The organism is Bradyrhizobium sp. JR3.5 (assembly GCF_054057015.1).
On the sequence record NZ_JBSRYV010000001.1, the window covers coordinates 804,070 to 826,144 of the forward strand.

The 22,075-nt window shown below is 65.2% G+C and carries 25 protein-coding genes and 2 pseudogenes; 15 read left to right on the forward strand and 12 right to left on the reverse strand.

Going from position 1 to position 22,075, the window contains the following annotated elements; genetic code table 11:
- Nucleotides 1-182 precede the first annotated feature (182 nt).
- Nucleotides 183-1,839, forward strand: a pseudogene (locus ACVWW1_RS03930) (fumarate hydratase).
- A complete protein-coding gene (locus ACVWW1_RS03935; protein WP_456654922.1) occupies nucleotides 1,836-2,510 on the forward strand; it encodes a DUF429 domain-containing protein in 675 nt (224 codons plus the stop codon). Before ACVWW1_RS03930 ends, ACVWW1_RS03935 begins: the two are co-directional and overlap by 4 nt.
- A gap of 68 nt (nucleotides 2,511-2,578) precedes the next feature.
- Here the strand turns inward: ACVWW1_RS03935 and ACVWW1_RS03940 are convergent.
- From ACVWW1_RS03940 to ACVWW1_RS03955, 4 genes and pseudogenes are all read right to left on the reverse strand, one after another.
- Nucleotides 2,579-2,876 (reverse strand): annotated as a pseudogene (locus tag ACVWW1_RS03940) (hypothetical protein).
- 79 nt (nucleotides 2,877-2,955) lie between these two features.
- The gene (locus tag ACVWW1_RS03945) at nucleotides 2,956-3,510 is read right to left on the reverse strand and encodes an inner membrane-spanning protein YciB (protein WP_456656615.1); all 555 of its coding nucleotides are present in this window, start codon (nucleotides 3,508-3,510) and stop codon (nucleotides 2,956-2,958) included.
- A gap of 53 nt (nucleotides 3,511-3,563) precedes the next feature.
- Nucleotides 3,564-4,139 (reverse strand): hypothetical protein, encoded by a 576-nt coding sequence (locus ACVWW1_RS03950; RefSeq protein ID WP_456654923.1) that lies wholly within the window; start codon nucleotides 4,137-4,139, stop codon nucleotides 3,564-3,566.
- 300 nt (nucleotides 4,140-4,439) lie between these two features.
- Entirely contained in the window at nucleotides 4,440-5,843 is a 1,404-nt protein-coding gene (locus ACVWW1_RS03955) for a carotenoid oxygenase family protein (protein ID WP_456654924.1), read from the reverse strand.
- 113 nt (nucleotides 5,844-5,956) lie between these two features.
- On the opposite strand from ACVWW1_RS03955, the gene ACVWW1_RS03960 reads away from it, so the two are divergent.
- Nucleotides 5,957-6,673: a TetR/AcrR family transcriptional regulator gene (locus ACVWW1_RS03960; protein WP_456654925.1), complete on the forward strand. Its 717-nt coding sequence runs from the start codon at nucleotides 5,957-5,959 to the stop codon at nucleotides 6,671-6,673.
- Nucleotides 6,674-6,677: 4 nt separating this feature from the next.
- On the opposite strand, the gene ACVWW1_RS03965 is transcribed toward ACVWW1_RS03960, so the two are convergent.
- Nucleotides 6,678-7,250 (reverse strand): hypothetical protein, encoded by a 573-nt coding sequence (locus tag ACVWW1_RS03965; protein ID WP_456654926.1) that lies wholly within the window; start codon nucleotides 7,248-7,250, stop codon nucleotides 6,678-6,680.
- 195 nt (nucleotides 7,251-7,445) lie between these two features.
- On the opposite strand from ACVWW1_RS03965, the gene ACVWW1_RS03970 reads away from it, so the two are divergent.
- On the forward strand, nucleotides 7,446-8,213 hold the full coding sequence (locus ACVWW1_RS03970) for an SET domain-containing protein (protein ID WP_456654927.1): 768 nt from the start codon (nucleotides 7,446-7,448) through the stop codon (nucleotides 8,211-8,213).
- A 28-nt stretch (nucleotides 8,214-8,241) separates the two neighbouring features.
- Here ACVWW1_RS03970 and ACVWW1_RS03975 read toward each other — a convergent pair whose 3' ends face one another.
- Nucleotides 8,242-8,676: an RrF2 family transcriptional regulator gene (locus ACVWW1_RS03975; protein ID WP_456654928.1), complete on the reverse strand. Its 435-nt coding sequence runs from the start codon at nucleotides 8,674-8,676 to the stop codon at nucleotides 8,242-8,244.
- An 83-nt stretch (nucleotides 8,677-8,759) separates the two neighbouring features.
- Between ACVWW1_RS03975 and ACVWW1_RS03980 the strand changes: the two genes are divergently transcribed.
- On the forward strand, nucleotides 8,760-9,221 hold the full coding sequence (locus ACVWW1_RS03980) for a group III truncated hemoglobin (protein WP_456654929.1): 462 nt from the start codon (nucleotides 8,760-8,762) through the stop codon (nucleotides 9,219-9,221).
- Between the two features lie 116 nt (nucleotides 9,222-9,337).
- On the opposite strand, the gene ACVWW1_RS03985 is transcribed toward ACVWW1_RS03980, so the two are convergent.
- A complete protein-coding gene (locus tag ACVWW1_RS03985) occupies nucleotides 9,338-9,736 on the reverse strand; it encodes a hypothetical protein (protein WP_456654930.1) in 399 nt (132 codons plus the stop codon).
- 30 nt (nucleotides 9,737-9,766) lie between these two features.
- Nucleotides 9,767-9,991, reverse strand: coding sequence for a hypothetical protein (locus tag ACVWW1_RS03990; protein ID WP_456654931.1), 225 nt, complete (start codon nucleotides 9,989-9,991; stop codon nucleotides 9,767-9,769).
- 94 nt (nucleotides 9,992-10,085) lie between these two features.
- Between ACVWW1_RS03990 and ACVWW1_RS03995 the strand changes: the two genes are divergently transcribed.
- The 3 genes from ACVWW1_RS03995 to ACVWW1_RS04005 all read left to right on the forward strand — a co-directional run bounded on the left by ACVWW1_RS03995 (nucleotide 10,086) and on the right by ACVWW1_RS04005 (nucleotide 12,362).
- Nucleotides 10,086-10,910 (forward strand): helix-turn-helix domain-containing protein, encoded by an 825-nt coding sequence (locus ACVWW1_RS03995; protein ID WP_173637522.1) that lies wholly within the window; start codon nucleotides 10,086-10,088, stop codon nucleotides 10,908-10,910.
- A gap of 62 nt (nucleotides 10,911-10,972) precedes the next feature.
- Entirely contained in the window at nucleotides 10,973-11,638 is a 666-nt protein-coding gene (locus ACVWW1_RS04000) for a DsbA family oxidoreductase (RefSeq protein WP_456654932.1), read from the forward strand.
- An 85-nt stretch (nucleotides 11,639-11,723) separates the two neighbouring features.
- Nucleotides 11,724-12,362 carry an NIPSNAP family protein gene (locus ACVWW1_RS04005; protein ID WP_456654933.1) on the forward strand — a complete coding sequence of 213 codons (639 nt, stop codon included), beginning with the start codon at nucleotides 11,724-11,726 and terminating at the stop codon, nucleotides 12,360-12,362.
- Nucleotides 12,363-12,619: 257 nt separating this feature from the next.
- On the opposite strand, the gene ACVWW1_RS04010 is transcribed toward ACVWW1_RS04005, so the two are convergent.
- A complete protein-coding gene (locus ACVWW1_RS04010; protein WP_456654934.1) occupies nucleotides 12,620-13,786 on the reverse strand; it encodes a GNAT family N-acetyltransferase in 1,167 nt (388 codons plus the stop codon).
- A 219-nt stretch (nucleotides 13,787-14,005) separates the two neighbouring features.
- Nucleotides 14,006-14,434 (reverse strand): hypothetical protein, encoded by a 429-nt coding sequence (locus ACVWW1_RS04015; protein ID WP_456654935.1) that lies wholly within the window; start codon nucleotides 14,432-14,434, stop codon nucleotides 14,006-14,008.
- A 181-nt stretch (nucleotides 14,435-14,615) separates the two neighbouring features.
- Between ACVWW1_RS04015 and ACVWW1_RS04020 the strand changes: the two genes are divergently transcribed.
- The 4 genes from ACVWW1_RS04020 to ACVWW1_RS04035 all read left to right on the forward strand — a co-directional run bounded on the left by ACVWW1_RS04020 (nucleotide 14,616) and on the right by ACVWW1_RS04035 (nucleotide 18,970).
- Nucleotides 14,616-14,843 (forward strand): hypothetical protein, encoded by a 228-nt coding sequence (locus ACVWW1_RS04020; RefSeq protein ID WP_456654936.1) that lies wholly within the window; start codon nucleotides 14,616-14,618, stop codon nucleotides 14,841-14,843.
- 124 nt (nucleotides 14,844-14,967) lie between these two features.
- A complete protein-coding gene (locus ACVWW1_RS04025) occupies nucleotides 14,968-16,398 on the forward strand; it encodes a caspase family protein (protein WP_456654937.1) in 1,431 nt (476 codons plus the stop codon).
- A 72-nt stretch (nucleotides 16,399-16,470) separates the two neighbouring features.
- Nucleotides 16,471-18,495 carry a pyrroloquinoline quinone-dependent dehydrogenase gene (locus ACVWW1_RS04030; RefSeq protein ID WP_456654938.1) on the forward strand — a complete coding sequence of 675 codons (2,025 nt, stop codon included), beginning with the start codon at nucleotides 16,471-16,473 and terminating at the stop codon, nucleotides 18,493-18,495.
- A gap of 181 nt (nucleotides 18,496-18,676) precedes the next feature.
- Nucleotides 18,677-18,970, forward strand: a complete 294-nt coding sequence (locus ACVWW1_RS04035) for an HdeA/HdeB family chaperone (protein WP_092125797.1) — start codon at nucleotides 18,677-18,679, stop codon at nucleotides 18,968-18,970.
- Nucleotides 18,971-19,056: 86 nt separating this feature from the next.
- On the opposite strand, the gene ACVWW1_RS04040 is transcribed toward ACVWW1_RS04035, so the two are convergent.
- Together ACVWW1_RS04040 and ACVWW1_RS04045 are read right to left on the reverse strand one after the other, a co-directional pair.
- Nucleotides 19,057-19,518: a PaaI family thioesterase gene (locus ACVWW1_RS04040; RefSeq protein WP_456654939.1), complete on the reverse strand. Its 462-nt coding sequence runs from the start codon at nucleotides 19,516-19,518 to the stop codon at nucleotides 19,057-19,059.
- A 45-nt stretch (nucleotides 19,519-19,563) separates the two neighbouring features.
- Nucleotides 19,564-21,039 carry an amidase gene (locus ACVWW1_RS04045; RefSeq protein WP_456654940.1) on the reverse strand — a complete coding sequence of 492 codons (1,476 nt, stop codon included), beginning with the start codon at nucleotides 21,037-21,039 and terminating at the stop codon, nucleotides 19,564-19,566.
- 188 nt (nucleotides 21,040-21,227) lie between these two features.
- Here ACVWW1_RS04045 and ACVWW1_RS04050 point away from each other — a divergent pair, with 188 nt between their 5' ends.
- From ACVWW1_RS04050 to ACVWW1_RS04060, 3 genes are all read left to right on the forward strand, one after another.
- On the forward strand, nucleotides 21,228-21,359 hold the full coding sequence (locus ACVWW1_RS04050) for a peptidylprolyl isomerase (protein WP_171947645.1): 132 nt from the start codon (nucleotides 21,228-21,230) through the stop codon (nucleotides 21,357-21,359).
- Between the two features lie 74 nt (nucleotides 21,360-21,433).
- Nucleotides 21,434-21,736 carry a hypothetical protein gene (locus tag ACVWW1_RS04055; protein WP_456654941.1) on the forward strand — a complete coding sequence of 101 codons (303 nt, stop codon included), beginning with the start codon at nucleotides 21,434-21,436 and terminating at the stop codon, nucleotides 21,734-21,736.
- 99 nt (nucleotides 21,737-21,835) lie between these two features.
- The gene (locus ACVWW1_RS04060) at nucleotides 21,836-22,066 is read left to right on the forward strand and encodes a hypothetical protein (protein WP_097676056.1); all 231 of its coding nucleotides are present in this window, start codon (nucleotides 21,836-21,838) and stop codon (nucleotides 22,064-22,066) included.
- Nucleotides 22,067-22,075: the final 9 nt, after the last annotated feature.

Consider the following 22,075-nt stretch of genomic DNA (forward strand, 5'->3'; position numbering starts at 1 on the left):
TGGCAACCAGAGATTACGGAGGAATGAAACATAGCACGCGGATTGCCGGTCCCGTGCATGGCTGGAAGGCGGCCGGCTTCCCTTTCCTTTGTCCGAAAAAGGCTTAGAACGGCTCTACATTCCGGCGGCCCCGCGGCCGGACCGGACTTTCGAACCCGACCTGCAAGCCCAAAGAGCAGCTCATGAACGCCCCCTCCGCCTTCCCCGACCAGCAGAAGCCCGTTCCGCCCTACAAGCACACCCCGCTGTTCCCGCTGGGTGCCGACACCACACCCTACAAGAAGGTGACGAGCGAGGGCGTCCGGGTCGAGAAGGTGCTGGGCAAGGACATGCTGGTGGTGTCGCGGGAGGCGCTGCGGGCGCTGTCCGAGGCCGCCTTCGGCGACATCAACCACTATCTGCGGCCGGGCCATTTGAAGCAGCTGCGTTCGATCCTCGAGGACAAGGAAGCCAGCGACAACGACAAGTTCGTCGCATTTGATTTCCTGAAGAACGCCAATATCGCGGCCGGCGGCGTGCTGCCGATGTGCCAGGACACCGGCACTGCGATCATCATGGGTAAGAAGGGCTGCAACGTCATCACCGACGGTGACGACGAGGCTGCGCTCTCCGAAGGCGCGCGCGACGCCTATCTGCGGCGCAACCTGCGCTATTCGCAGGTCGCGCCGCTGTCGATGTATGAGGAGAAGAACACCGCCAACAACATGCCGGCGCAGTGCGAGATCTACGCCGAGGGCGACGACGCCTACAAGTTCATGTTCATGGCCAAGGGCGGCGGCTCCGCCAACAAGAGCTTCCTGTTCCAGGCGACGCCCTCGGTGCTGACCAGGGACCGCCTGCTCGCCTTCCTGAAGGAGAAGGTGCTGACGCTCGGCACCGCGGCCTGTCCGCCCTATCACCTGGCGATCGTGATCGGCGGCACCTCGGCCGAGCTCTGCATGAAGACCGTGAAGCTTGCCTCGGCGCGCTATCTCGACGCGCTGCCGACCCACGGCTCGGCCGACGGCAACGCATTCCGCGATCTCGAGATGGAGCAGGAAATCCTCAAGATGACGCAGTCGCTCGGCGTCGGCGCGCAGTTCGGCGGCAAGTATTTCTGTCACGACGTGCGCGTGATCCGGATGCCGCGCCACGGCGCCTCCCTGCCGATCGGGCTCGGCGTCTCCTGCTCGGCGGACCGCCAGGTGCTCGGCAAGATCACCAAGGATGGCGTCTATCTCGAGGAGCTCGAGCACAATCCGGCGCAGTATCTGCCCGCGGTCGAGCAGTCGCTCGGCGGCGAGGTCGTCAAGATCGACCATCAACAAGCCGATGAAGGATATCCTCGCGACGCTGTCGCAATATCCGATCAAGACCCGCGTCTCGATGACCGGCACCATGATCGTGGCGCGCGACTCCGCCCACGCCAAGCTGCGCGAGCGGCTGGAGAAGGGCGAGCCGCTGCCGGACTATTTCAAGAACCACCCGGTGTATTATGCCGGCCCCGCCAAGACGCCCGATGGCTACGCCTCCGGCGCGTTCGGCCCGACCACCGCCGGCCGCATGGATTCCTTCGTCGACCAGTTCCAGGCCGCGGGCGGATCGATGGTGATGGTCGCCAAGGGCAACCGCGCGGTCGCGGTGCGCGAGGCCTGCAAGAAGCACGGCGGCTTCTATCTCGGCTCGATCGGCGGCGCGGCAGCGAATCTCGCCGAGCACTGCATCAAGAAGGTCGAGGTGGTCGAGTATCCCGAGCTCGGCATGGAAGCGATCTGGCGCATCGAGGTGGTCGACTTCCCGGCCTTCATCATCATCGATGACAAGGGCAATGACTTCTTCAAGGAATTGAATCTGGGTTGAGGGCAATCGGCCTCGACGGATTTTCCAGAGGCTGGGTCGCCGTCACCATCGACGGCGACCAGCGCACGATTTCCTTTCACGGCGATATCGCGGATGCGCTGGCGCGTCCGTTCGATCGCGCCGGAATCGATATCCCGATCGGCATGACCGAGGACGGCGAGCGCGATTGTGATCGTCTCGCGCGCGAGCAGCTGCGCCCGCACACCTCGCGCGTCTTCACCGGGGCACGGCGCTGGCTGTGGCAGGAGTTTCGCGATCCCGACGCTGCGAACCGTGAAGCACTGCGCCGCGGCCAGACCCGCGTCTCGCGCCAACTCTGGCATCTCGGTAACAAGATCATGGAGGTCGACGCGTTCGTGCGCGCGAACCCCGCACGCGACCTCCGCGAGGTGCATCCCGAACTGGTGTTCCTGCGGCTGAACGGTAGCATGCCATTGCCGCGCAAGAAGTCGGAGGAGGGCGATGCGCTCCGCCGCGGGCTGCTGAAGCGATCAGGCTTTCGCGAGATCGACCGCTGGCTTACCGAGACGCGGATCGGCACCGGCGCGAAGCGTGACGACGTGCTGGATGCCTGCGCGGTGGCTTTGGCCGCTCATCAACCAAGCGGCTGCGTTCCCGAGAGACCGCAGCCGCTGGATGGACATGATCTGCCGATGCAGATCTGGTTCTAAGGCGTTTTCGAGCGAAGTGGACACCGGTTCGCTTGAAGAAAACGCGTCAAGACAAAAAGCCAGAGCGGTTACGCCCGCGTGCCGGTGAAGGGGAAGCTGCCCATCGGGCCGATGCCCATCTCGCCGGAGATGCCGTCGCCGGAGACCGTGCCGGAGAATTCGAGCGTCAGCGGCATCGGATTGGTGATGGAGACCTTCCAGGCGACGCTGTCGCCGTTCACGGTGCCGTCGAAGATTTCGGTGGAGTTGCCCTCGGCACCTTGCGTACCGGTGAGCGTGCCGCCCGAGCTCCGCCAGCGACAGCGTCGCCTTGCGCTCGCCCATCGGCGTGGTCATCGTGAGATTCCAGTTTCCGTCCACCGCCATTGATGTCTCCCCTCCGGTTAAAAAGCGTGCGCAGGTATAGCCTATCTTGCCGCGCACGCCTAGTTCGCGGCTGCGGCGATCAGGCGCGGGCGGCGGCGCGCAGCCGGTTGCCGACCAGGAAACGGAAAGCGACGTACTGGATCGCGAAGGCCGCGATCTTGGCGCCGACCAGCACCACCGACACGTAGAACGCCCACAGCTTCATGTCGCCGGTCGCTGCGATTGCGATGGTGCCGGCGGCGAGGACGAACATCAGCACGGCCCACGCGTAGCCGGCGAGGGTGGCGTATTCCGGAATGGTCTCGGTCACGATCGGCGGCAGATAGCGCAGCATCCAGCCGCGCTTGAGCATGATCGCGCCGATCGCGATGTGGCCGATCGCAGGCTTCGCCAGCACGAAGCGCGGATCGTTGGTGAGCAGCGTCGCGCCGCCGAGCACGATCACCAGCCCAAGGCTCGCCCAGGTCATGTAGCCGAGCGCCTGTCCCTTGACGCGCGCATACACCACTTGCGCAATCGCACCCACGATCGCAACAGCGGTAGCGATCAGGACATTGTCGGTGGCGAGATAGACCACGAGGAATACGATGGTGGACAGGAAGTCGCTCGCGAGCCTGGCAAATACGCTCTTCATCGTCATGCTTTCCGTTTCCTCGAGATGATCGTTGTGATCTTGATATGTGGCGTTCAGCGTGACGGCAGCGCGCCGGCCGGCGGCGCCCCATCCTTGGCCGCGCGATATTGCGGATACCAGCGCGTGAAGCACACCGCGGCGTTGCGCGCAGCGAAGGCGATCAAGAGGCCGGTCCACAGCGGCAGGGCCGGCACATAGAGCACCGCAATGTTGCCGATCATCATCAGCAGCGTCGCAGCGGTCCAGGCTCCGGTGATCAGGTAGTTGGCTGTGATGAAGCCCGGCTGCTTCGCGGTCTCGGCATCGACCTGTTCGAGCGCATATTGCCGCGTGAACGGATGGCCGATCAGGATCGATGCGAACGACACCAGCAGGATGCCGGCATCGACGGCGATCTTCACCGCGATGGTGCTTGGCGTCGCATCGACGAAGGTGAGGTAGCTGCCGACTGCGGTGAACACGATCACCGAACCGACGCCGAGGATCTTGATACTGCGGCCGCGCGCAATATCGAACGCGATGACGGCAAGGCAGATCAGCGCGGCAGCGAGCAAACTCACCGTGGCCGAGGTCACCAGCATCAGCGTGGCGTAGGCGCCGTAAGGGGCGAGGATCAGGAAGATCGTCATTGGGAGCCTCGAAGGCTGATCTTTACATCGTAAAGATAACCTAGAGGCAGGCAGAGGGGACGTCAAGCGAAATCTTTACACTGTCAAAATCGAGATTATCGTCTCAAAAAAAACTAGTCATTTCGATCTGTTGCGTCGGTGGTGATGGCTCGCTGGGGTTGCTCGCAGTCGTCATGCCCGGGCTTGTCCCGGCCATCCACGTCTTTTGCGCGAATGGTGACCGAGACGTGGATGCCCGGGACAAGCCCGGGCATGACGAGTGGAGAGACTGGGTATTCACACGCCTGAAGTGACGCGCCGCTACTCCGCCCCCACCCAATTGCCGTGGAAGCCATCGGGCACGCGGTGGCCGAGATGAACCAGCGCGGTCGGGCCAGCCTCGACGTCGGTGGCGTTGAAGACGGCGAGGTCGCTGCGGTTCTCGTGGGCACGCCAGACCACCGCGAGCAGCCAGCCATCGCCTTCCGCGGCGTCGGCACCGCGCTCGACAAACACAGGCTCGGAGATGGTGTCGCCGGCGGGCAGGAGGTAGTGGCCGAGGCGCTTGCCGCGGCCGTCGACATGCACGATGCCCGACAGCGCACCGAACATCGGCAGATCGGGGTTGGCGCAGGCGTACCAGCCGTGATTGCTCGCAAATCCCGCGCGGCGATCGTCGACGCGGGGGAATTCGCCGGTGAGGTCGTCGAGATAGGTCTGCGTGAAGCGGTCGGTATTGCCGGAAAGGTCGAACGTCCAGCGGCAATAGCGCGCGCGATTCTTTTTCGGGTCGGTCTGCGAGCCGTCAGGATGGTTGAACAGCGGCGCTTCCTCGAACTGCATCACGTCGGCGATGATGCGGTTGCCATCCTCCCACGCGTTCATGACATGGAAAACGTAGCAGGTCTCGGCGCGGAACCAGACGATGTCCTTTGACGCGCCGCTGCGCTTCATCACACCGACATAGGCGCCCTTCTCGGGCTCCCAGGCGTAGGGCGCCTGTCCGCGCATCGCGCGCTGCATGCTGCCGGTGATCGGCAGGATCGGAAACAGCACATGGTTCTCGGTGACGATGAAGTCATGCACCATGCTGGCATAGGGCGCCTCGAAGCGTTCGAACCGCGTCACCACGCCGGACGAGCTCACCGCGCCGAACGACAGCGCCGGCGTCAGCGGGCCCGCGGCGTTGTAGCCGAAGAACACCATCTCGCCGGTCACCGGATCGATCTTGGGATGCGCGGTGAAGGGGCCCGATATCGCGCCCTTGTAGTCGCAATAGCCAAGGCGATTGAGCGTGCCGGGCTCGATCTCGGTCGGCAGATGGCCTTCCTCGAGCGCGAGCAGGCGGCCGCCATGGAAGATGATGTTGGTGTTGGCGACGCCGCCGTCGGTCGTGATGTCGGCAGGGGCGTCCGGCAGCTTGCGGCCGAAGCCGCCGAACAGCGCGCGGCCGGCGTCGTGCTCGGCCTGCCATTTCGGGGTGCGGACCCAGCGGTTGCGGTAGCTGGCGCGGCCGTTCTCTAGATGGAAGGCGTGCAGCATGCCGTCACCGACGAACCAGTGCGCGCCCGGCGCCTCGAACTGCGGATTGGGACCGTTGCGGTACAGGGTGCCGTTCAGCTCGCGCGGCAATTCGCCTGTGACCTTCAGGAATGGCGCATCGGCTTCAAACGGGATCGGCGCCAGATTGGTCCGCGCCGTGTTGGAGGTGACCTGGTCGAGCATTCCGCATCTGCCTGCATGATCATCTTTACATCGTAAAGATATCAGTAGGGATGAGGCCATCGATCGTCAAGCAAAATCTTTACAGTGTAAAAATTGCGACATATAAGGGCCGCATGGCAAGATTATCCAAAGAAAACAAGGCGGCTCGCCCGGCACGGGCTCCGGGGCGGCGGATTGCGCGTGCCGCCGCCGATCGTCCGGCACCGCGGGGCCGGGCCAATGACACGCCGTATCATCATGGCGATCTGCACGAGGCGCTGCTCAAGGCCGCCGAGCGCGTGCTCGAGCGTGACGGGCTCGCGGGGCTGACACTGCGAGCGGTAGCGCGCGAGGCCGGGGTGTCGCACGCCGCGCCCACGCATCATTTCGGCGATCTCACCGGCCTCGTCAGCGAGCTTGCGGCGATCGGCTTTCGCCAGTTCAACGCGGCGATGATTGCGGCCGGCGCCAGCGGCGCCACCGCGATCGAGAAGGGGCTGGCGCGCGCCAAGGCCTATGTCGCCTATGCGCAGGCGCATCCCGGCATGTACGGGCTGATGTTCCGCACCGAGCGGCTCGATATGTCGAGGCCTTCGCTGCATGAGGCGGCCAATATTTCGTTCGCCGGGCTCGCCGGTTCGATCGGCGAGAGCCGTCACGAGCAGATCCAGGAGAGAGCGCTGTCGCTCGATCAGGCCGCGGCGATCGTGCGCGCGTGGTCGCTGGTCCATGGCTTCACGATGCTGCTGCTGGATGGACGCCTGACCGACGTGCTCAACCGGATGCCACAGGGCAGCACGCTCGACATGCTGTTCGAGGCGATGCTGAAAGGCAATGCGAAGCAGTGTTGAATGGCTAGCGCTGCACAAGCAACGTCGAGCGGCCGCTCTGTCCGATCGTCTTCACCGTGTCCGCGCCGCATTTGAAATCGCGGGCGAAATCGTCGGCGGCCTGCCGCGCCAGCTCATTGGCATTGGGATTGGCGGCAACGTCGACATAGGCGACGTGACAGACCTCGCCTGGCGGTAGCCGCGTCACGACGAGCATTGCCCGTGAGACCGGGCCGCCGCGCTTGTCCTGCTCGCTGCTGTCGGCGATCTGCCAGCGCTGAATGATCGCGAAGGGCTTGCTGCCTGCGGCACGCCATTCGACCGTGTCGCCGGTCGAGCTGAACGGACCGAACCAGGCCTGCGCCGCCGGTTCCCTGGCTGCCGCCGCGCGGTTTCGGCCGACCGACACCACTTCGCGCAGATCGCCCTCGTTGATCAGCACCACAAGGCCGGATCTTCCCGGGCAAACCCTCGTGGTGCTGCCGTCCTCCTCGTTGGGCCTGCCGATCATCCGGCAGGCCTTCGGCGCGGTCGACGTATAGCTGCTGCTGATCGTTTGGGCGCCGGCCTGACCAGGATTTGCGCTGGCGAGCGCCATCACAGCTGTTGCAAAAGCAAGGTATTTCATCGGGGGAAACCTGCGATCCGGACGTTACTTTGTGTCTGACTTATGCAATCTGGGGAAGGTTCAACAGACACGCGGGAAACACCTGACAGGCGCGCGGAATCGTCCTAGAAGGGCGGCTTCGCAACTTCTGTCGCGTGCACCTTGCGTGCCTTAGCTTCGATCGTCATGCCCGCATCATCATCGCAAAAGCCCTATCGCGTCGGCCGTTCCCGTACTGGCCTTGGCCTTTTCGCCACCAAGCCGATCAAGAAAGGCACCAAGATCATCCGTTATTTCGGGCCGTTGCTCGACTCGAAGAAGAAGGATGAGGACGCGATCGAGAACAAATATCTGTTCGAGCTCACCAATCGATGGACCATCGACGGCTCGATCCGCCAGAACGTCGCCCGCTACATCAACCACGCCTGCCGGCCGAACGCGGAATCTGACGTCAAGCCACGCAAGCGCAAGGTGTTCATCCGCGCCATCAAGGACATCGAGCCGGGCGACGAGATCAACTACGATTACGGAACCGACTATTTCAAAGCCTATCTGAAGCCGATCGGCTGCAAGTGCGATGCCTGCGAGAAGAAGCGCAAGAAGAAGCGCGCCGAGGCGAGGGCGGAGCGGCTGCGGCTGAAGGAAAGGGCCGAGCGGAAAGCCAAGCGCGAGGCCGAGAAGCTCGCTGAAATGCGGGCCAGGCAGAGGAAGTCCAGCGCGAAGAAAGCTGCCAAAGCCAACGGCAAGCTCGGCAACGGCAAGATGCTGAATGGCACGGCGCTGAATAGCAAGGCCCCGAACGGCAAGGCTCTGAATGGCAAGGCTCTGAATGGCAAGGCTCTGAATGGCAAGGCCTTGAACGGCAAGCACCTCAACGGTCACAGCCTGACGGCCGCTGCCGGCAAGCGGGCGGTCCCTTCAAAGCGCGGCGCCGCGCGGATGGTGCATGCCTGAGTTCCGAAACCGATCCTGTTGACGATCGTCATGACGCGCGTGCCTGATGGCGCGCGGGACGCGGCAGATAGGCGCATTCGGCGAGCGTGGTTCCGTCGAGTTCGCGCATGAAGGCCTCGCGGGCCGCCGCGAGCCTCGCCTTCAGGCGGCAGCGTGGCAGCAGCACGCAATCGCCGCCATCATCCCTGAAACATTCCACCAGCGCGCTGCCGCCTTCGAGCGCGCGCACCACCTCGCCGAGCGTGATCGCCTGCGGGGCGCGCGCCAGCGAAAATCCGCCGCCGGCGCCGCGCTGGGTCGCGATGAAGCCGGCCTCGGCGAGGTCGCGTACCACCTTGGCGAGGTGATTGCGGGAAATGCCAAACTCGGCCGCGATCTCGCTGGTCGCGAATGTGCGGTCCGGCTCGCCGGCCAGCCGCATCAGCGCGCGCAGCGCAAAATCCGTGAATGATGTCAGGCGCATGGAAGCCCTTCGAAATCAGCACTTGGCGGATCCGCTATAGCAATCTAAATAGGCATTTAAAATACCTATTTAGGATGTGAGGCATGACAGGAGCAGAGCGCCGCGAGCAGATCACTGCCGAGATTGTCGCGCGGACCGGGATCACCGAGGCCATGATCGAGCGCCTGGTGCACGCCTTCTACGCCAAGGTCCGCAAGGACCCGATGATCGGGCCGGTGTTCGAGGCCAGGATTACGAATTGGGAGCCGCATCTGGCCCAGATGTGCGCGTTCTGGTCGTCGGTCGCGCTGATGACCGGGCGCTATCACGGCACGCCGATGGTCAAGCACATGCCGCTGCCGGTCGATGCCGCGCATTTCGACCGCTGGCTCGAACTGTTCGAGGCGACGGCGCATGAACTGTGCCCGCCGGTCGCAGCGCTTCATTTCATCGAGCGCGCGCGGCGCATCGCCTCGAGCCTCGAGATGGGCGTCGCCAGCGGGCAGGGCGTGATGCTCGGTGTTGGCGAGAGATTTCGGCGAAGCGAGGCTGGGGCGGTGCAGTAAGGTCGCACTCCGACCCCGTCATTGCGAGGAGCGAAGCGACGAAGCAATCCATGCTTCCGCACATGCGGCTCGATGGATCGCTTCGCTTCGCCCGCAATCACAGCAGGCAGCAGCCGTTACGCCGCCACCACACCCTCGCTCTTCCGCAAGCCCATGTATTGCAGCTCGGCGAACACGCCGGTGGCGATCGCCTGGGCGAGGATCACGATGGTCCCGACGAGGTTCGGCGACACCGCGCCCGAGAGCAGCAGCGCGATGCTGGCAAGCGTCCAGGCCGCGTTGCCGGCGACCACGAGGATCACGGGTCCCTTCGGCAGCGAGGTTCGCGCGCCGAGCCAGCCGACCAGCGCGGTATAGGCGATCAGGAACAGCCCGGTCTCGCGCAGCAGCGCGTCCGGCAGGCCGAGCAGCGAGGCCAGCGCGCCGGTGTCGAGCACCATCGCGATGGCGGATATGCCGCTGAACACCGCATCGGCAAGCAGGGCGCGGCGCAGCAGTTGGGACGAATGGATCATGGCAGTGTCTCCTCGGGTTGGGATGGGTTTTCAGCGCATCAGGGACTGCAGCTGACGCCACAGGCGGAACGGGCAGAGCGCCTTGCCGACCCTCATCTCCACCGCATAGACCTGCGCGAACACGAACATGCCGGTGTCGTGCACGATCGGCTGGGGCATGTTGAGCGAGCGCGCGACCAGCCAGGTGGCCGGATGGACCAGCCACGGGATCAGGACGGCAAAGGCGCGGATAAGGGACAGCATCAGCATGGTCATCTCCTGTGTCGTGGAAGATGAGCCGGCCCGCGCGCCAATTCGATTACCTCAGGCGTAATGGAACGCGCGAATTTCGCATGGTAGGTTTTGCACCATGAACGCACACGCATCCATGGCGCGGGCCGAGCCCGCGAAACCCGTCCTGATCGGCGAGCACCTGCGCGAGTGGCGGCAGCGCCGCCATCTCAGCCAGCTCGACCTTGCCGTCGATGCCGAGATCTCGGCGCGGCATTTGAGCTTCGTCGAGACCGGCCGTTCGGCGCCGTCGCGCGACATGGTCCTCAAACTGGCGGAGCGCCTCGACGTGCCCCTACGCGAACGCAACGTGCTGCTGGTCGCCGCGGGTTTCGCACCCGCATTCCCGCAACGCTCGCTGGAGGATCCCGCGCTGAAATCGGCGCGCGAGGCGATCAATCTGGTGCTGAAGGCGCATGAGCCCAATCCGGCGCTGGCCTATGACCGGCACTGGAATCTGGTCTCCGCCAACCGGATGGTGGCGCCGCTGCTCGAGGGCGTGCCGCAGCGGCTGCTCGGCCAGCCCTTCAACATCCTGCGGCTGGCGTTCCACCCGGAGGGCCTGGCGCCGCGCACCGTGAACCTGGCGGAATGGGCAGCGCATCTGTTGGAGCGGCTGCATCGGCAGTGCGAGGCAACGGCAGATCCGGAGCTGCTCAAGCTCTACCAGGACTTGAAGTCCTATCCGATCCCGGCGCGGGCCGCCCCGATCACCCCCGACAACAACGTCGCGCTCCCGTTCAAGCTCCGCCTCAATGGCGAGATATTGAGCTTCATCTCGACCACCATGGTGTTCGGCACCCCAGTCGACATCACGCTGCAGGAACTGGCGCTGGAGACCTTCTTCCCGGCCGACGAGCTGACCGCCGAGCGGATGCGGCAGATGGCAGCCAGTATGAAATAGCGGCTTGTCTCGGGGCGCTTTCGGCCTACTTTTGGGGTTCCAATTCCGCCGGGAACCCTGCCATGAGCGATCTGAAACCGCTTCGCCTCGATATCGTCTCCGACGTCGTTTGCCCCTGGTGCTACATCGGCAAGCATCGCATCGAGGATGCGCTCAAGCTGGTGCCCGACGTGCCGGTCGAAGTGCACTGGCGGCCGTTCTTCCTCAACAATTGGGTGCCGCGCGAGGGCATCAGCCGCGAGGAATATCTCACCGCCAAGTTCGGCTCGGTCGATGCCTACAAGGGCATTGCCGGCCGCGTGGTCGCCGCCGCCAATGAGGAGGGGCTGACCTACCATCCCGAGCTCGTCAAGCGGCAGCCCAACACGATCGACTCCCATCGCCTGATCCACTGGGCCGAGGCCAGGGGCAAGGCGGCCGAGATGAAGCAGCGGCTGATGGAGCTGTATTTCCGCGACGGCGGCGATCTCACCGATACCAATGTGCTGGTGCAGGCGGCAGCCGATGTCGGGCTCGATGCCGACGACGTGCGCAAGCGCCTTGCCACCGATGAGGATGTGGCACTGGTGTCCGCGCAAGCGCAGGAAGCCTCCGAGAAGGGAATTTCGGGCGTGCCGACCTTCGTATTCGCGCAGAAATACGCGGTGTCCGGCGCCCAGCCGGCCGAGCAACTCGCCCGCGCCATCCGCGAGGTCTCGGCCGAGATCAACGCGCAGGCGGCCGAGTAGTCCGCAATCGTTCACGAAAGCCCGGCTCATGCCGGGCTTTTTCGTTTGCCCACACGATCCATCGGAAACAACCAGGGAGACCATTATGATCTATGAGCTGCGCACCTACACGGTACGTCCGGGAGCCGTCGGCGAGATGGTGAAGGCGGCGAGCACGATCTCGCGCGACATCCGCGCCGACAATTTCGGCAAGCTGGAAGGCTACTGGATCACCGAGATCGGGCCGCTCAATCAGGTCATGCACATGTGGAGCTACGCCGATCTCAACGAGCGGGCCCGGCTGCGTGCCGAGCTTGCGAAGAATTCGCGCTGGACCGGCGAGTACATTCCGGCGATCCGTCCGCTCTTGGTGCGCCAGGAGGTCCGGCTGCTGAATGCGATCATTCCGCCGGTGGCGCCTGCCACCAAGGGCAACATCTACGAATTCCGCAACTATCGCGCCAAGCCGCTCGGCGGCGTCAAGCAATGGCTCGATCTGATCACGGGCGTGCTGCCGGAGCGCGAGAAATATTCCAAAATCGTCGGCCTCTGGCATACCGATTCCGGGCAGCCCAACGAGGTCTGCCACATCTGGGCCTATCCCGATCTCAACGCCCGCGCCGCGGCGCGCGGCGGGGCGATGAAGGATCCGGCCTGGCTGGAATTCCTGGGCAAGGGGACGCAGCTGCTCGAGGAGATGCACTCGACCATCATGCTGCCGGCCCCGCATTCGCCGCTGCAGTGACACAGAGGATGGTCGGGCACGGGGCGTAAAGCCGGCAGAAAGCCTCACCCGATGTTTCCATCAGATGAAGCTTTCCAGGCAAGGGCGTGCGCTGCCTGAGAAACAGCGCGCCGCAAAGCTAGAAGGGCCAGCTGACACCGACCTGACGGCGGGAACTTATTGTTTCTTGATGTGTCTGCATGGCTACGAAAAGGTAAACCATGGGCCGCGGTGAAGGAGGCCGCCTCGGTTCGCGCGGGCTCGTGCAAGAGGCTGTGTTATCCGGGCTTGCCGCGCCGGTCGCGGATGAAGCGGACGGCATTGCGCGCGGCCTCGTAGCCGAGATTGTTCAGGGTCAGCGCGGCATGAACGGCGGCGACCAGCGGATCGCGCCGCCGCAGCGGCAGCAGCACGTCGCCGATCGCGAAGCGGCCGCGCCAGATCGGGTCGATCATGGGATGGCCGGGCGCCGCGGTGGAGTCGGCCGAATTGATCGCGGGATCGGCGCAGAGATGGCGCGTCAGTTCCTGCGTCAATTGTGCGCCCGGCGAATGCTTCGCAAAGCGTTCGTCGATGCCGATCTTGAAGAAAAAGGCGCGGTCCTGATGGCGCACCACGATGCCGCCGGCGACCGCCGTGCCGCCCGCATGCAGCGTGACGATCTCGCAGCGGCCGGTCTCGGCCAGCGCCGAGGTCGCGCGGCGGATGAAGGTTGCGTCGCCGGCATGCTGGCTGAGCGCGGTGCCGCGCTGGCCCTTCCAGCCGCCGGCTTCGAGCGCAAGGAAAGTCTCGAGCGCCGCCGCAACGTCGCGCGGTGTGCGGGCGACGTCGAAGCGCACCGCGCCGTGGTCGGACAGGCGATGGCGCTGCCGGCGCAACTCCTTCAGCTTCTTGGGCCCGAGCGCGTCGCGCAGCAATTCATCGGCATCGCGCGTCGCATCGAGTTGCGCGCGCTGATACGCGAGCGCGCTCAGCACGCGCGGCTGCAAGCCGTCGCGCGCGAGCACCGCGCGGATCGCCGCCATGACCGGGCCCTCGAGCGACATGGTGCGCAGGATCAGTGCGTGCGCACCCGCATTGCGTGCCTGCTGCAGGATCTTGCCGGCGGCCTGCTCGGCGGCATTGCGGTCGAGCAGCGGTGTGCACAGCGTGCCGTAGGGTTCGGAGCCGACCAGCGCGGGCAGGGGGATCCGGTAGATTCGCCGCAAAGGCACGACCGGCAGCAGCCCGATCAATTGCCCGGCATCGCCGGTGGCGCTGAGCAGGGATGCGCCGGTGCGGCCGCGCGCGGAGGCATCGACCGCCAATTCCCAGTCGGGCTGGTAGTAGCCATTAGCCTCGATCGCGCGCTCGGCAAGCGCCCGCCATGCGCCGACCGAGGCAGCCGACAGCGGCGGCAACGCGCGATCATCCGTGGCATCCGTGCGCGATGCTCGGCGGATCATTGCCTGGTCAGCAATATCGGGCCACGTCCCATGTTTCCCCGGTCGGCAAGCTGATTAGCCTTACGTTCATCACGGACAACGCTAGCGGAAAGAAATGGAAAATGCCGTTGAGGTCATCCGGCAATTTGAGCGGTCATATTAACGGGGCGTTCAGCATACCGCCGTCACGAGCGCGGCGCTCGCGCTGTGCGGGCTCACGCCGGGACAGTGCGTCAAATGCTACGGCTTGAGACTTCGCTGCGCTTCCTGAACCGAGCTTTCGACCGGTTCGTAAGTCTCGGTCACGCAGTTGTCGTCGGCCTCCACCTGCCGGCGATCGAAGATCGCGCCGTCATTGATGAAGACGCGATAGGTCTGCGTCCCGAGCGGCTTGCCGATCACCGAAGTCAGTTCGGCGCGCACGCAGGCGGTCCAGCCGGTGCCGCGGGGGTCGTGCAGCGGAGCGGAGACCCGCACATGGGTCGGCTGCGAGCCGGCGGTGAACACCGAATCCAGCTTGCCGGCCACCAGCCGCTTGACGTCCGGAGGCGTCTCGAGCGGCGCCGGCTCGGTGGCCTTGACCTTCAACATGTCAGGCCATACCGCGTGGCTGTCCGCCAGCCCGCAGCCGCTCAACATCAAGGCGACGCCGGCCAGCAGCGCCGCCACTTGTACTTGTCCCTGTCCCATTGAGTTAATTTAATGTGCCGCCGCCCATATTGCGCCCCCCTGGTGGCGCTGAATTCGCATCGCGCGGCGCTTTGTCAATCAACAAATGTCGAGCGACTAGCTATCTTGGGGTAGAGGTGTTGCCGGATGTTTCTACGGCTGCGGGGGGAGAGAGACTGACATGAAAAGCTTCACGGTTGCTGCCGTCATTCTGGCGCTGATTGCGACACCGACCCTGGCCCAGGGCCGGCGAGGCGGCGGGGGCGACGACAAGAAGACGGAGAAGAAACCCCAGATCGACGAGAAGGCCTATAAGGCCGCACTCGATCGTATCCCCGAGCCCAAGGAGAAATACGATCCCTGGGGCGTCACCAAGCCGCCCGCCGATCCAGCCAAGAAGCCGAAATAGCCGGGCCCATCCCTGCGACAATTACGGCGTGAGAACCGGTGTCGGCGGCAGCAGATTGCCGCACGGCATGAACCTTCACCTGACGGCTATCGACCCATCTCCGATGTCATTGTCGGAGGCCGCCATGCTTCGCCGTTCCGTCCTCAGCCTGATCGTTCCGGCAGCGATCCTGTTCGGTGCCGTGCCGGCATTGGCGGAAAGCCGTCTGGCGCTGGTGATCGGGCAGTCCGCCTACAAGTCGGTGCCCGCGCTGCCCAATCCGGCCAACGACGCCAGGGCCATGTCACAGATGCTGACCGATGCCGGCTTTGCCGTGACCACGGCATCGGATCTGTCGCAGGACGAGATGCGCGCAAGGATCAGCGACTTCGCCGGCCAGGTCGCTGCGAAGGGCGCCGACACCGTGGCGCTGGTGTTCTATGCCGGGCATGGCCTGCAGATCGATGGCGAGAACTATCTGGTGCCGGTCGATGTCGATCCGAAGCGCGAGGCCGACATCCCGATCCAGGCGGTTCGCCTCAACGACATCCTGAACACGCTGACCTCGGTGCCGAGCCGGATGCGCATCGTGCTGCTCGATGCCTGCCGCAACAATCCTTTCCCGGAACTCAGCAAGACCGCCGGGCATGGGCTGGCCATCGTTGATGCCAAGATCGGCGCGCCCGGCACCTTTGTCTCGTTCTCGACGTCACCGGGCGCCGAAGCCGAGGATGGCAGCGGCGCCAACAGCCCTTACACCACTGCACTGCTGGCCTCGGCGAAGGAGCCGGGAATTCCGATCGAGGACACCTTCAAGCGCGTCCGCCTCGCGGTGAACAAGGCGACCGACGGCCGTCAGACGCCGTGGGACTCCTCGTCGCTCACCGACGATTTCCGATTCATGGCAGGTACGTCAGCGTCGCCCGCGGCCACGCCGGAGCCGGCCGCGGCCAAGCGCACCGTCGACGAATGGAAGCGCGAATTGCAGGGCAAGCCGATCGAGGCTGCAAACGAACTGATGGTGGTCGACGGCACCGATGAAGCCTATGAAGCCTTCGCCGCGATCTTCGCCGGCACGCCACGCGGCCTGCAGGCGCGCGACTGGCTCGACCGGCATCGCCGCATGGTGGCTTGGAACAACGCCATTCTCGCCAACACGGCGGCGGCCTATCGCAGCTTCCTCGTGCTGTACCCCGACAGCGATCTGACAACGACCGCGCGCAAGATGATCGAACGGTTGCGCTACCGTCGCGATCTGACGCCGGCCTTAGCGCTCAGTGTGCCCGCGACCAACGTCGCGCTGGCGGCGCCGACCTGTCCCTGCAACGCCGCGCCGCCGCAGGAGCAGCAGAGAGCCGCAGCGCCCGTGAAGAAACGTGCCGATCCCGATCCGCCGCGGCGCGCCGGCAAGCGCCCGCCGCGCGTCGTGGTCGAGGACGACGTCGTGGTCGTGCGGCGGCCGCCTCCGGCCGTGGTCTACGAGCCGGTCGGGCCGCCGATCGGAATCGGGATTGGCATCGGCGGCGGTGGCTATCGCGGCGGTTATGGCGGCGGCTTTCGCAGGGGTGGATACTGACGCGCCAATCGCGTAAAGGCTTTCCCCGCATGAGATGCGGCGTTTGATGATCGCATTTCGCGGGAGGACGCAATGCGGTCGCTGTTTCGCCTGCTTGCCGCGCTGGTGCTGTGCGTACAGCCGGCGCTCGCCTGGGAGTATTGGGGCGGCGACCGCGGGGGACAGCGCTTCTCGCCGCTCACGCAGATCACATCGGACAATGTCGGCACGCTGGTGCGCGGCTGGGAATTCCGCACCGGCGATCTCGACACGCGTCCGCCCGAGGTCATGAAGCGCACCAAGTTCGAAGTGACGCCGTTGTTCGTCGAAGACAGCCTGATCTTCTGCACGCCGTTCAACGAGGTGATCGCGCTCGATCCCGGCACCGGTGCGCAGAAATGGCGGTTCGATCCGAAGATCAGCATGGCGCAGCGGCCGGCCAACCGCTTTGTTTGCCGTGGCGTCGCGCACTGGACCGATGATCGTGCCGCTGATGGTGCGGCCTGCAAGTCACGCATCTTCACCGGCACCAATGACACGCGCCTGATCGCGCTCGATGCCAGGACCGGCAAGCCCTGCGCCGATTTCGGCAACAATGGCGAGATCAAGATCGACGCCGGAATGAAGCTGGAGTGGCCGGGCGAGTTTCAGATCACGTCGGCGCCGGTGACGGGGCGCGGCGTGGTCGTGGTCGGATCCGCGATCGGCGACAACCGGCGGGTCGATGCGCCGGTCGGCGCGGTGCGCGCCTTCGATGCGCGGACCGGCCGGCCGCGCTGGACCTTCGATCCGCTCGTGCATGACGGCGTCGAGGCTGGCCACAGCAACGTCTGGGCGCCGATGTCGGTGGACGAGGAGCGGGGCCTGGTGTTCCTGCCGACGACATCGCCCAGCCCCGATTTCTGGGGCGGCAAGCGTCCCGGCAATGACGAGCACGCCAATTCCGTCGTCGCGCTGCGCATCGAGAGCGGGGAGCACGCATGGGCATTCCAGACCGTACATCACGACGTCTGGGACTATGATTTGCCTGCACAGCCGACGCTGGCGCGGATCGACACTGGCAACGGCATGCGCGACGTCGTGATCCAGCCGACCAAGCAGGGCTTTGTGTTCGTGCTCGATCGCGACACCGGCAAGCCGGTGTGGCCGGTCGAGGAGCGCGCGGTGCCGCAGAACGGCGCCGAGGGTGAGAAACTGTCGCCGACACAGCCGTTCCCGACCCATGTGCCGCCGCTGTTGACGCAGCGGATGACGGCCGATGATGTCGGCGGCCTGCTGCCGGGCGTCGGGAGCGCGGCCTGCGAGAAGCTGCTCGCGCAATCCCGCAATGAGGGGCTTTACACGCCGCCGTCGACGCAGGGCACGATCGTCTATCCGATGACCGGCGGCGGTGTGAACTGGGGCAGTGCGGCGTTTGATCCGGTCAACCAGATCCTGTTCGCCAATGTCAGCCATGCGGCGCATGTCATCACGCTGATTCCACGCGACCAGGCCAAGGGCTTCAATCCGCCACCCGGCCATGATTTCGGCCAGCAGCAGGGTGCGCCGTTTGCGATGTCGCGGGCGCTGGCGAGTACGGGGGTTGGGTCGCCGTGCAACAAGCCGCCATGGGGCGAGACGGTGGCGGTCGATCTCAAGGCCGGCAAGATCCTCTGGCATGCGACGGTCGGCACCAGCGAGGATCTCGCGCCGCTCGGCATCGCGCTCAATACCGGCACGCCGTTGCTCAGCGGCGTCGCGATCACCGCGGGCGGAGTGGTGTTCACCGGCGCGATGGATGCCTATCTGCGCGCGTTCGACGTCAAGTCGGGCCGGCAGTTGTGGCTCGGCCGGCTTCCGGTGCCCGGCGTCGCCAATCCGATGACCTATCTCTGGAAGGGCGAGCAGTATGTCGTCATCGGCGCCGGCGGCCATTCCGAGGGCGGCACATCGATCGGCGACAGCGTGGTGGCATTTCGCCTGCCGCGCCAAGGCGAGGGCGTGTCGCTTCTCACGCGCCTGATCGATCGTCCCGGCGGACGGTTTGCTGTCAAGGCACTCGCAGCCGGTGTGGCGCTGATCGTGCTCGTCGCACTGCTCTGGCGTTGGCGCAGGAGGCGTCGCGTCAAGGCGGCGTAGTTCGGCGGCGCGCGCCGCGCCGCTGCATGACATCGATTCTCAATCCGTGCACCGAAACGACGTGCGGACAAACGCGCGCGATGTCATGCTTGCGTTCGCCGCGACGCTTCGCTTACGAGGTCGCGAACGCGCTGGGTTTCCGGCGCCTGTTCATTTCAGATCATTGCCCAAGGAGATTGCGATGAAGATCACTGCCTCGATCATGCTTGCCGCCGCGCTCGCGCTGTCGTCCGCGCCGGCCAATGCCACCGTCCTCGATCTCTCGACCATGACCTGCAAGCAGTTCGTTGAAGGCGGCGACGACACCATCAAGATGGTGCTGATCTGGATGGACGGCTGGTACAAGGGCGATTCCGACGAGGCGATCATCGACACCGAGGTGTTCGTCGAGAACGCCAAGAAGTTCGGCACCTATTGCGGAAAGAACCCGACCATCAGCATCGTCAACGCCGCCGAGGCGGTGCTCGGCAAGTAACGTTTCTGGTTTGAGCATGATCCCCGCGCAAACGCGTTCGCGTTTGTCGCGAGGGAAAACCGCTTCACACTTTTCGGGATCATGCTCTATCCCGGCAGCATCGCGAACGCGCTCGATACCATCGCCACCGGCTTGTTGTCGGTGGCGGAGAGCAGCGTGACGCGGCCGAAGCTCATGGTGCGGCCGAGTCGGACCACACGCGCGTCGGCCAGCACGTCGGAGGCGGTCGCCGCGCGCATGAAATGCGTGGTCTGGTCGACCGTCGTCATCGGGCGATAGCCCTTGTTGGCGGCGAGATTGGCCAGCACCATCGCGGTGTCGGCGAACGCCATCAGCGCCTGGCCGCAGACGATGCCGCCGGTACGGCACAGCCGTTCGGAAAACGGCATGCGCAGGATTGCTCCGGGCTGCCAGTCAGCGGCGCCGTCCGGCGGAGGCGCAAAGTCGAACCGCTCGACCGACAGGTTGAGGTCCTGGACCCAGGGCGCAAAGACATCGCCGAGCATCAGCTTGGCGTCGTCGATCCCGAATTCACCGGCCTGCTGCATGACGTTCCGTTCCCTCCGCTGATGTTCTTGCTTGCTGTATATTGCCTAGTTGCGCGTGACATGCACGCCAGGCCGCTTGCCGTCATTCCACTTGCCGTCGATCGCCCGTTCGATCTGGGCGGCGAGCTGCAGCAGCAGCCCGTCATCGGCCTGCTTTCCGATCGCCTGAATGCCGAGCGGCAGGCCGTGCTCGTTGGTTGCGAGCGGCAACGAGATCGCCGGGATGCCGCAGAGGTTGGCGAGCGGCGTGAAGGCGAAGTTGCGCCAGAGGTTGCCGAACCAGTCCAGCACCGACGGGTTGTCGCTGATGGTGAGATATTCCGTGGTGCCGATCTTCGGCGTCGGCAACGCGGTGACCGGCGTCAGGATGATGTCCCAGTCCTCGAAGAAAGCGCCGAAGCCGCGCGCCGTCGTGTTGAAGACAGCCTGCATGCGGGCGCGGTCGGCGAAGCTAAAGTCGCGGCCATGCTCCCAAATGCGGATGTTGATCGGCTCGATCAGGTCCGCTGGGGGCCGCTCAAGTCCGCGCGCCGCGAGCATGTTGCCGATCACGACGGCGAAATTGCTGATGTAGCAGGTGGTCTGCGCCGCGAAGGCTTCGCGATAGTCGATCGATGGCAGCGCGTAATCGACCTGATGGCCGAGGCCCTCGAGGAAGCGGCCGACCCGCTCGAGCTCGGCTGCGATGTGCGGCGTCGCGCGATAGTCGCCCCATGTGTGCGACAGCGCGATCTTGAGCCGGGCGGGGTCGCGCGCGATCATCGCTGTATAGGGCTCCGGCGGTGTCCAGAACGGCATGAACTCGCCGGGCGCCGGGCCACGGCAGCTATCGACGAAGGCTGCAGTGTCGCGCACCGAGCGCGACTGGCAGCCCTGGATCGAGACGAGGCCTGTGAGATCGGACAGATGCGGTGCGAGCGAGAACACGCCGCGCGACACTTTCAGCCCGATATTGCCGTTGACGCCGGCGGGAATCCGGATCGAGCCGCCGCCGTCGGTCGCATGCGCGATCGGGACAGCGCCGGCGGCAACCATCGCCGCGCTGCCGGCCGACGAGCCGCAGGTGGTGTAGTCGGTGTTCCAGGGATTGCGCGTGACATAGACCGCGGGGTTCTCGGCCGAGCTGCAGACCCCGAACTCCGGCGTGGTGGTGCGACCGATCAAATTGAGACCGGCCTTGCGCAGCTTCGTGGTCAGGAAGGTGTCGGCCGCGGCGCGGTTGCCGCGCATCATCAGCGAACCCATTTCCTGCAGCCGGCCCTTCAGCGTGGGACCGAGATCCTTCATCAGGAAGGGCAGCCCGGCGAACGGGCCCTTGAGATCGGCGCCGTCGCGCGCGGGATCGGCGATCACGTCGTCGAACAGTTCGACCACGCCGGAGAGCGCGGGATCGACCTTGGCTGTGGCGGCGGCAGCCTGCGCCGCCAGCTCCCGTGGCGTCAGCTCGCCGTTCCGGACGCGCTCGGCGAGCGCCGTCCCGTCATGCCGCGTCCATTCGTCCCAGCTCATCGCCAAAGTCATGTCGTCGATTCCTTTTCTGCTTTGTTGCGCAGTGTAGTTTGGGGGGCCGTCCGGTCAAACCATCGCGCGGACGCAGCGCCGGCGCTGTGCTCGGGGGCGCGCGGGCGCTGCGTAGCAAGCACCGTGCCCGGCTTGAAAATGCCCCAGTTTTGGCGCCCAATTACCCCTTGTCAGTGGTGGGGGCGTCCATGTTCCGCAGGTTGGTATTGCTGGGCGGCGTGATCGCGATCGGGCTTGCGCTCGCCGGCTGCACGCGATGCGGTCCGATCTGGGACGACTGGATGCAGTCGCCGAAATCCTGCAAGTCAGACCACCTCTAGGGCAGGGATGGGCGCGCTTGGCGGCGGCTTTCTTGGGGTGATATACCGCTGACGAAAATGCAAGGAGCGTTCTTATGAGAGTTTTGAGCGCAGTTGCGGTTGCGGTGCTGCTGTCGGCGCCGGCCTATGCGCAAATGCCGAACGTCAATCTGATGCCTGAGGTCAAGACCAAGACCCAGGAGGAGAAGGAACGGGACGCGATCAACGACAAGGCCTACAAGGACTCGTTGAGCAAGATTCCGGATGCCAAGGGATCGTCCGATCCCTGGGGCGCGGTGCGTAGCGATGCGCCGAAGGCGGCGGCCCATCCGGCCAAGCCGAAGACCAAGACCGGGAGCTCCACGCAGCCCGGAGGCTCGGCGCAGCGCAGCCAGTAACGCCCGCTCGGGGCGGCTTCCTCCACTTCCCGCAGACTCGGATTTTGCCGGCGCCGCCCCTATATTGGGGGCGTCGTCAGTTGGTCCGGAGTTGCGGCAATGGTGTTTCGTCCGCGCGATCTTGCCAGCCGGATGGCCGCGCGGCGCAAGCCGGATGACGGCTATCTGCGCGAGACCTTCAGCCTGCCGCGCGATCAGGCCCGCCTGCGGGCGCGCGACTTTCTCAAGCGCTATCCGAAGGCCGCCTATATGAGCGCGGTCGAGAGCTGGCGCGAACTGCCGGGCGGCGACATCGAGTTCACGATGCGGCGGCTGGCAAGCGCGGACTGAAGCTTGCCG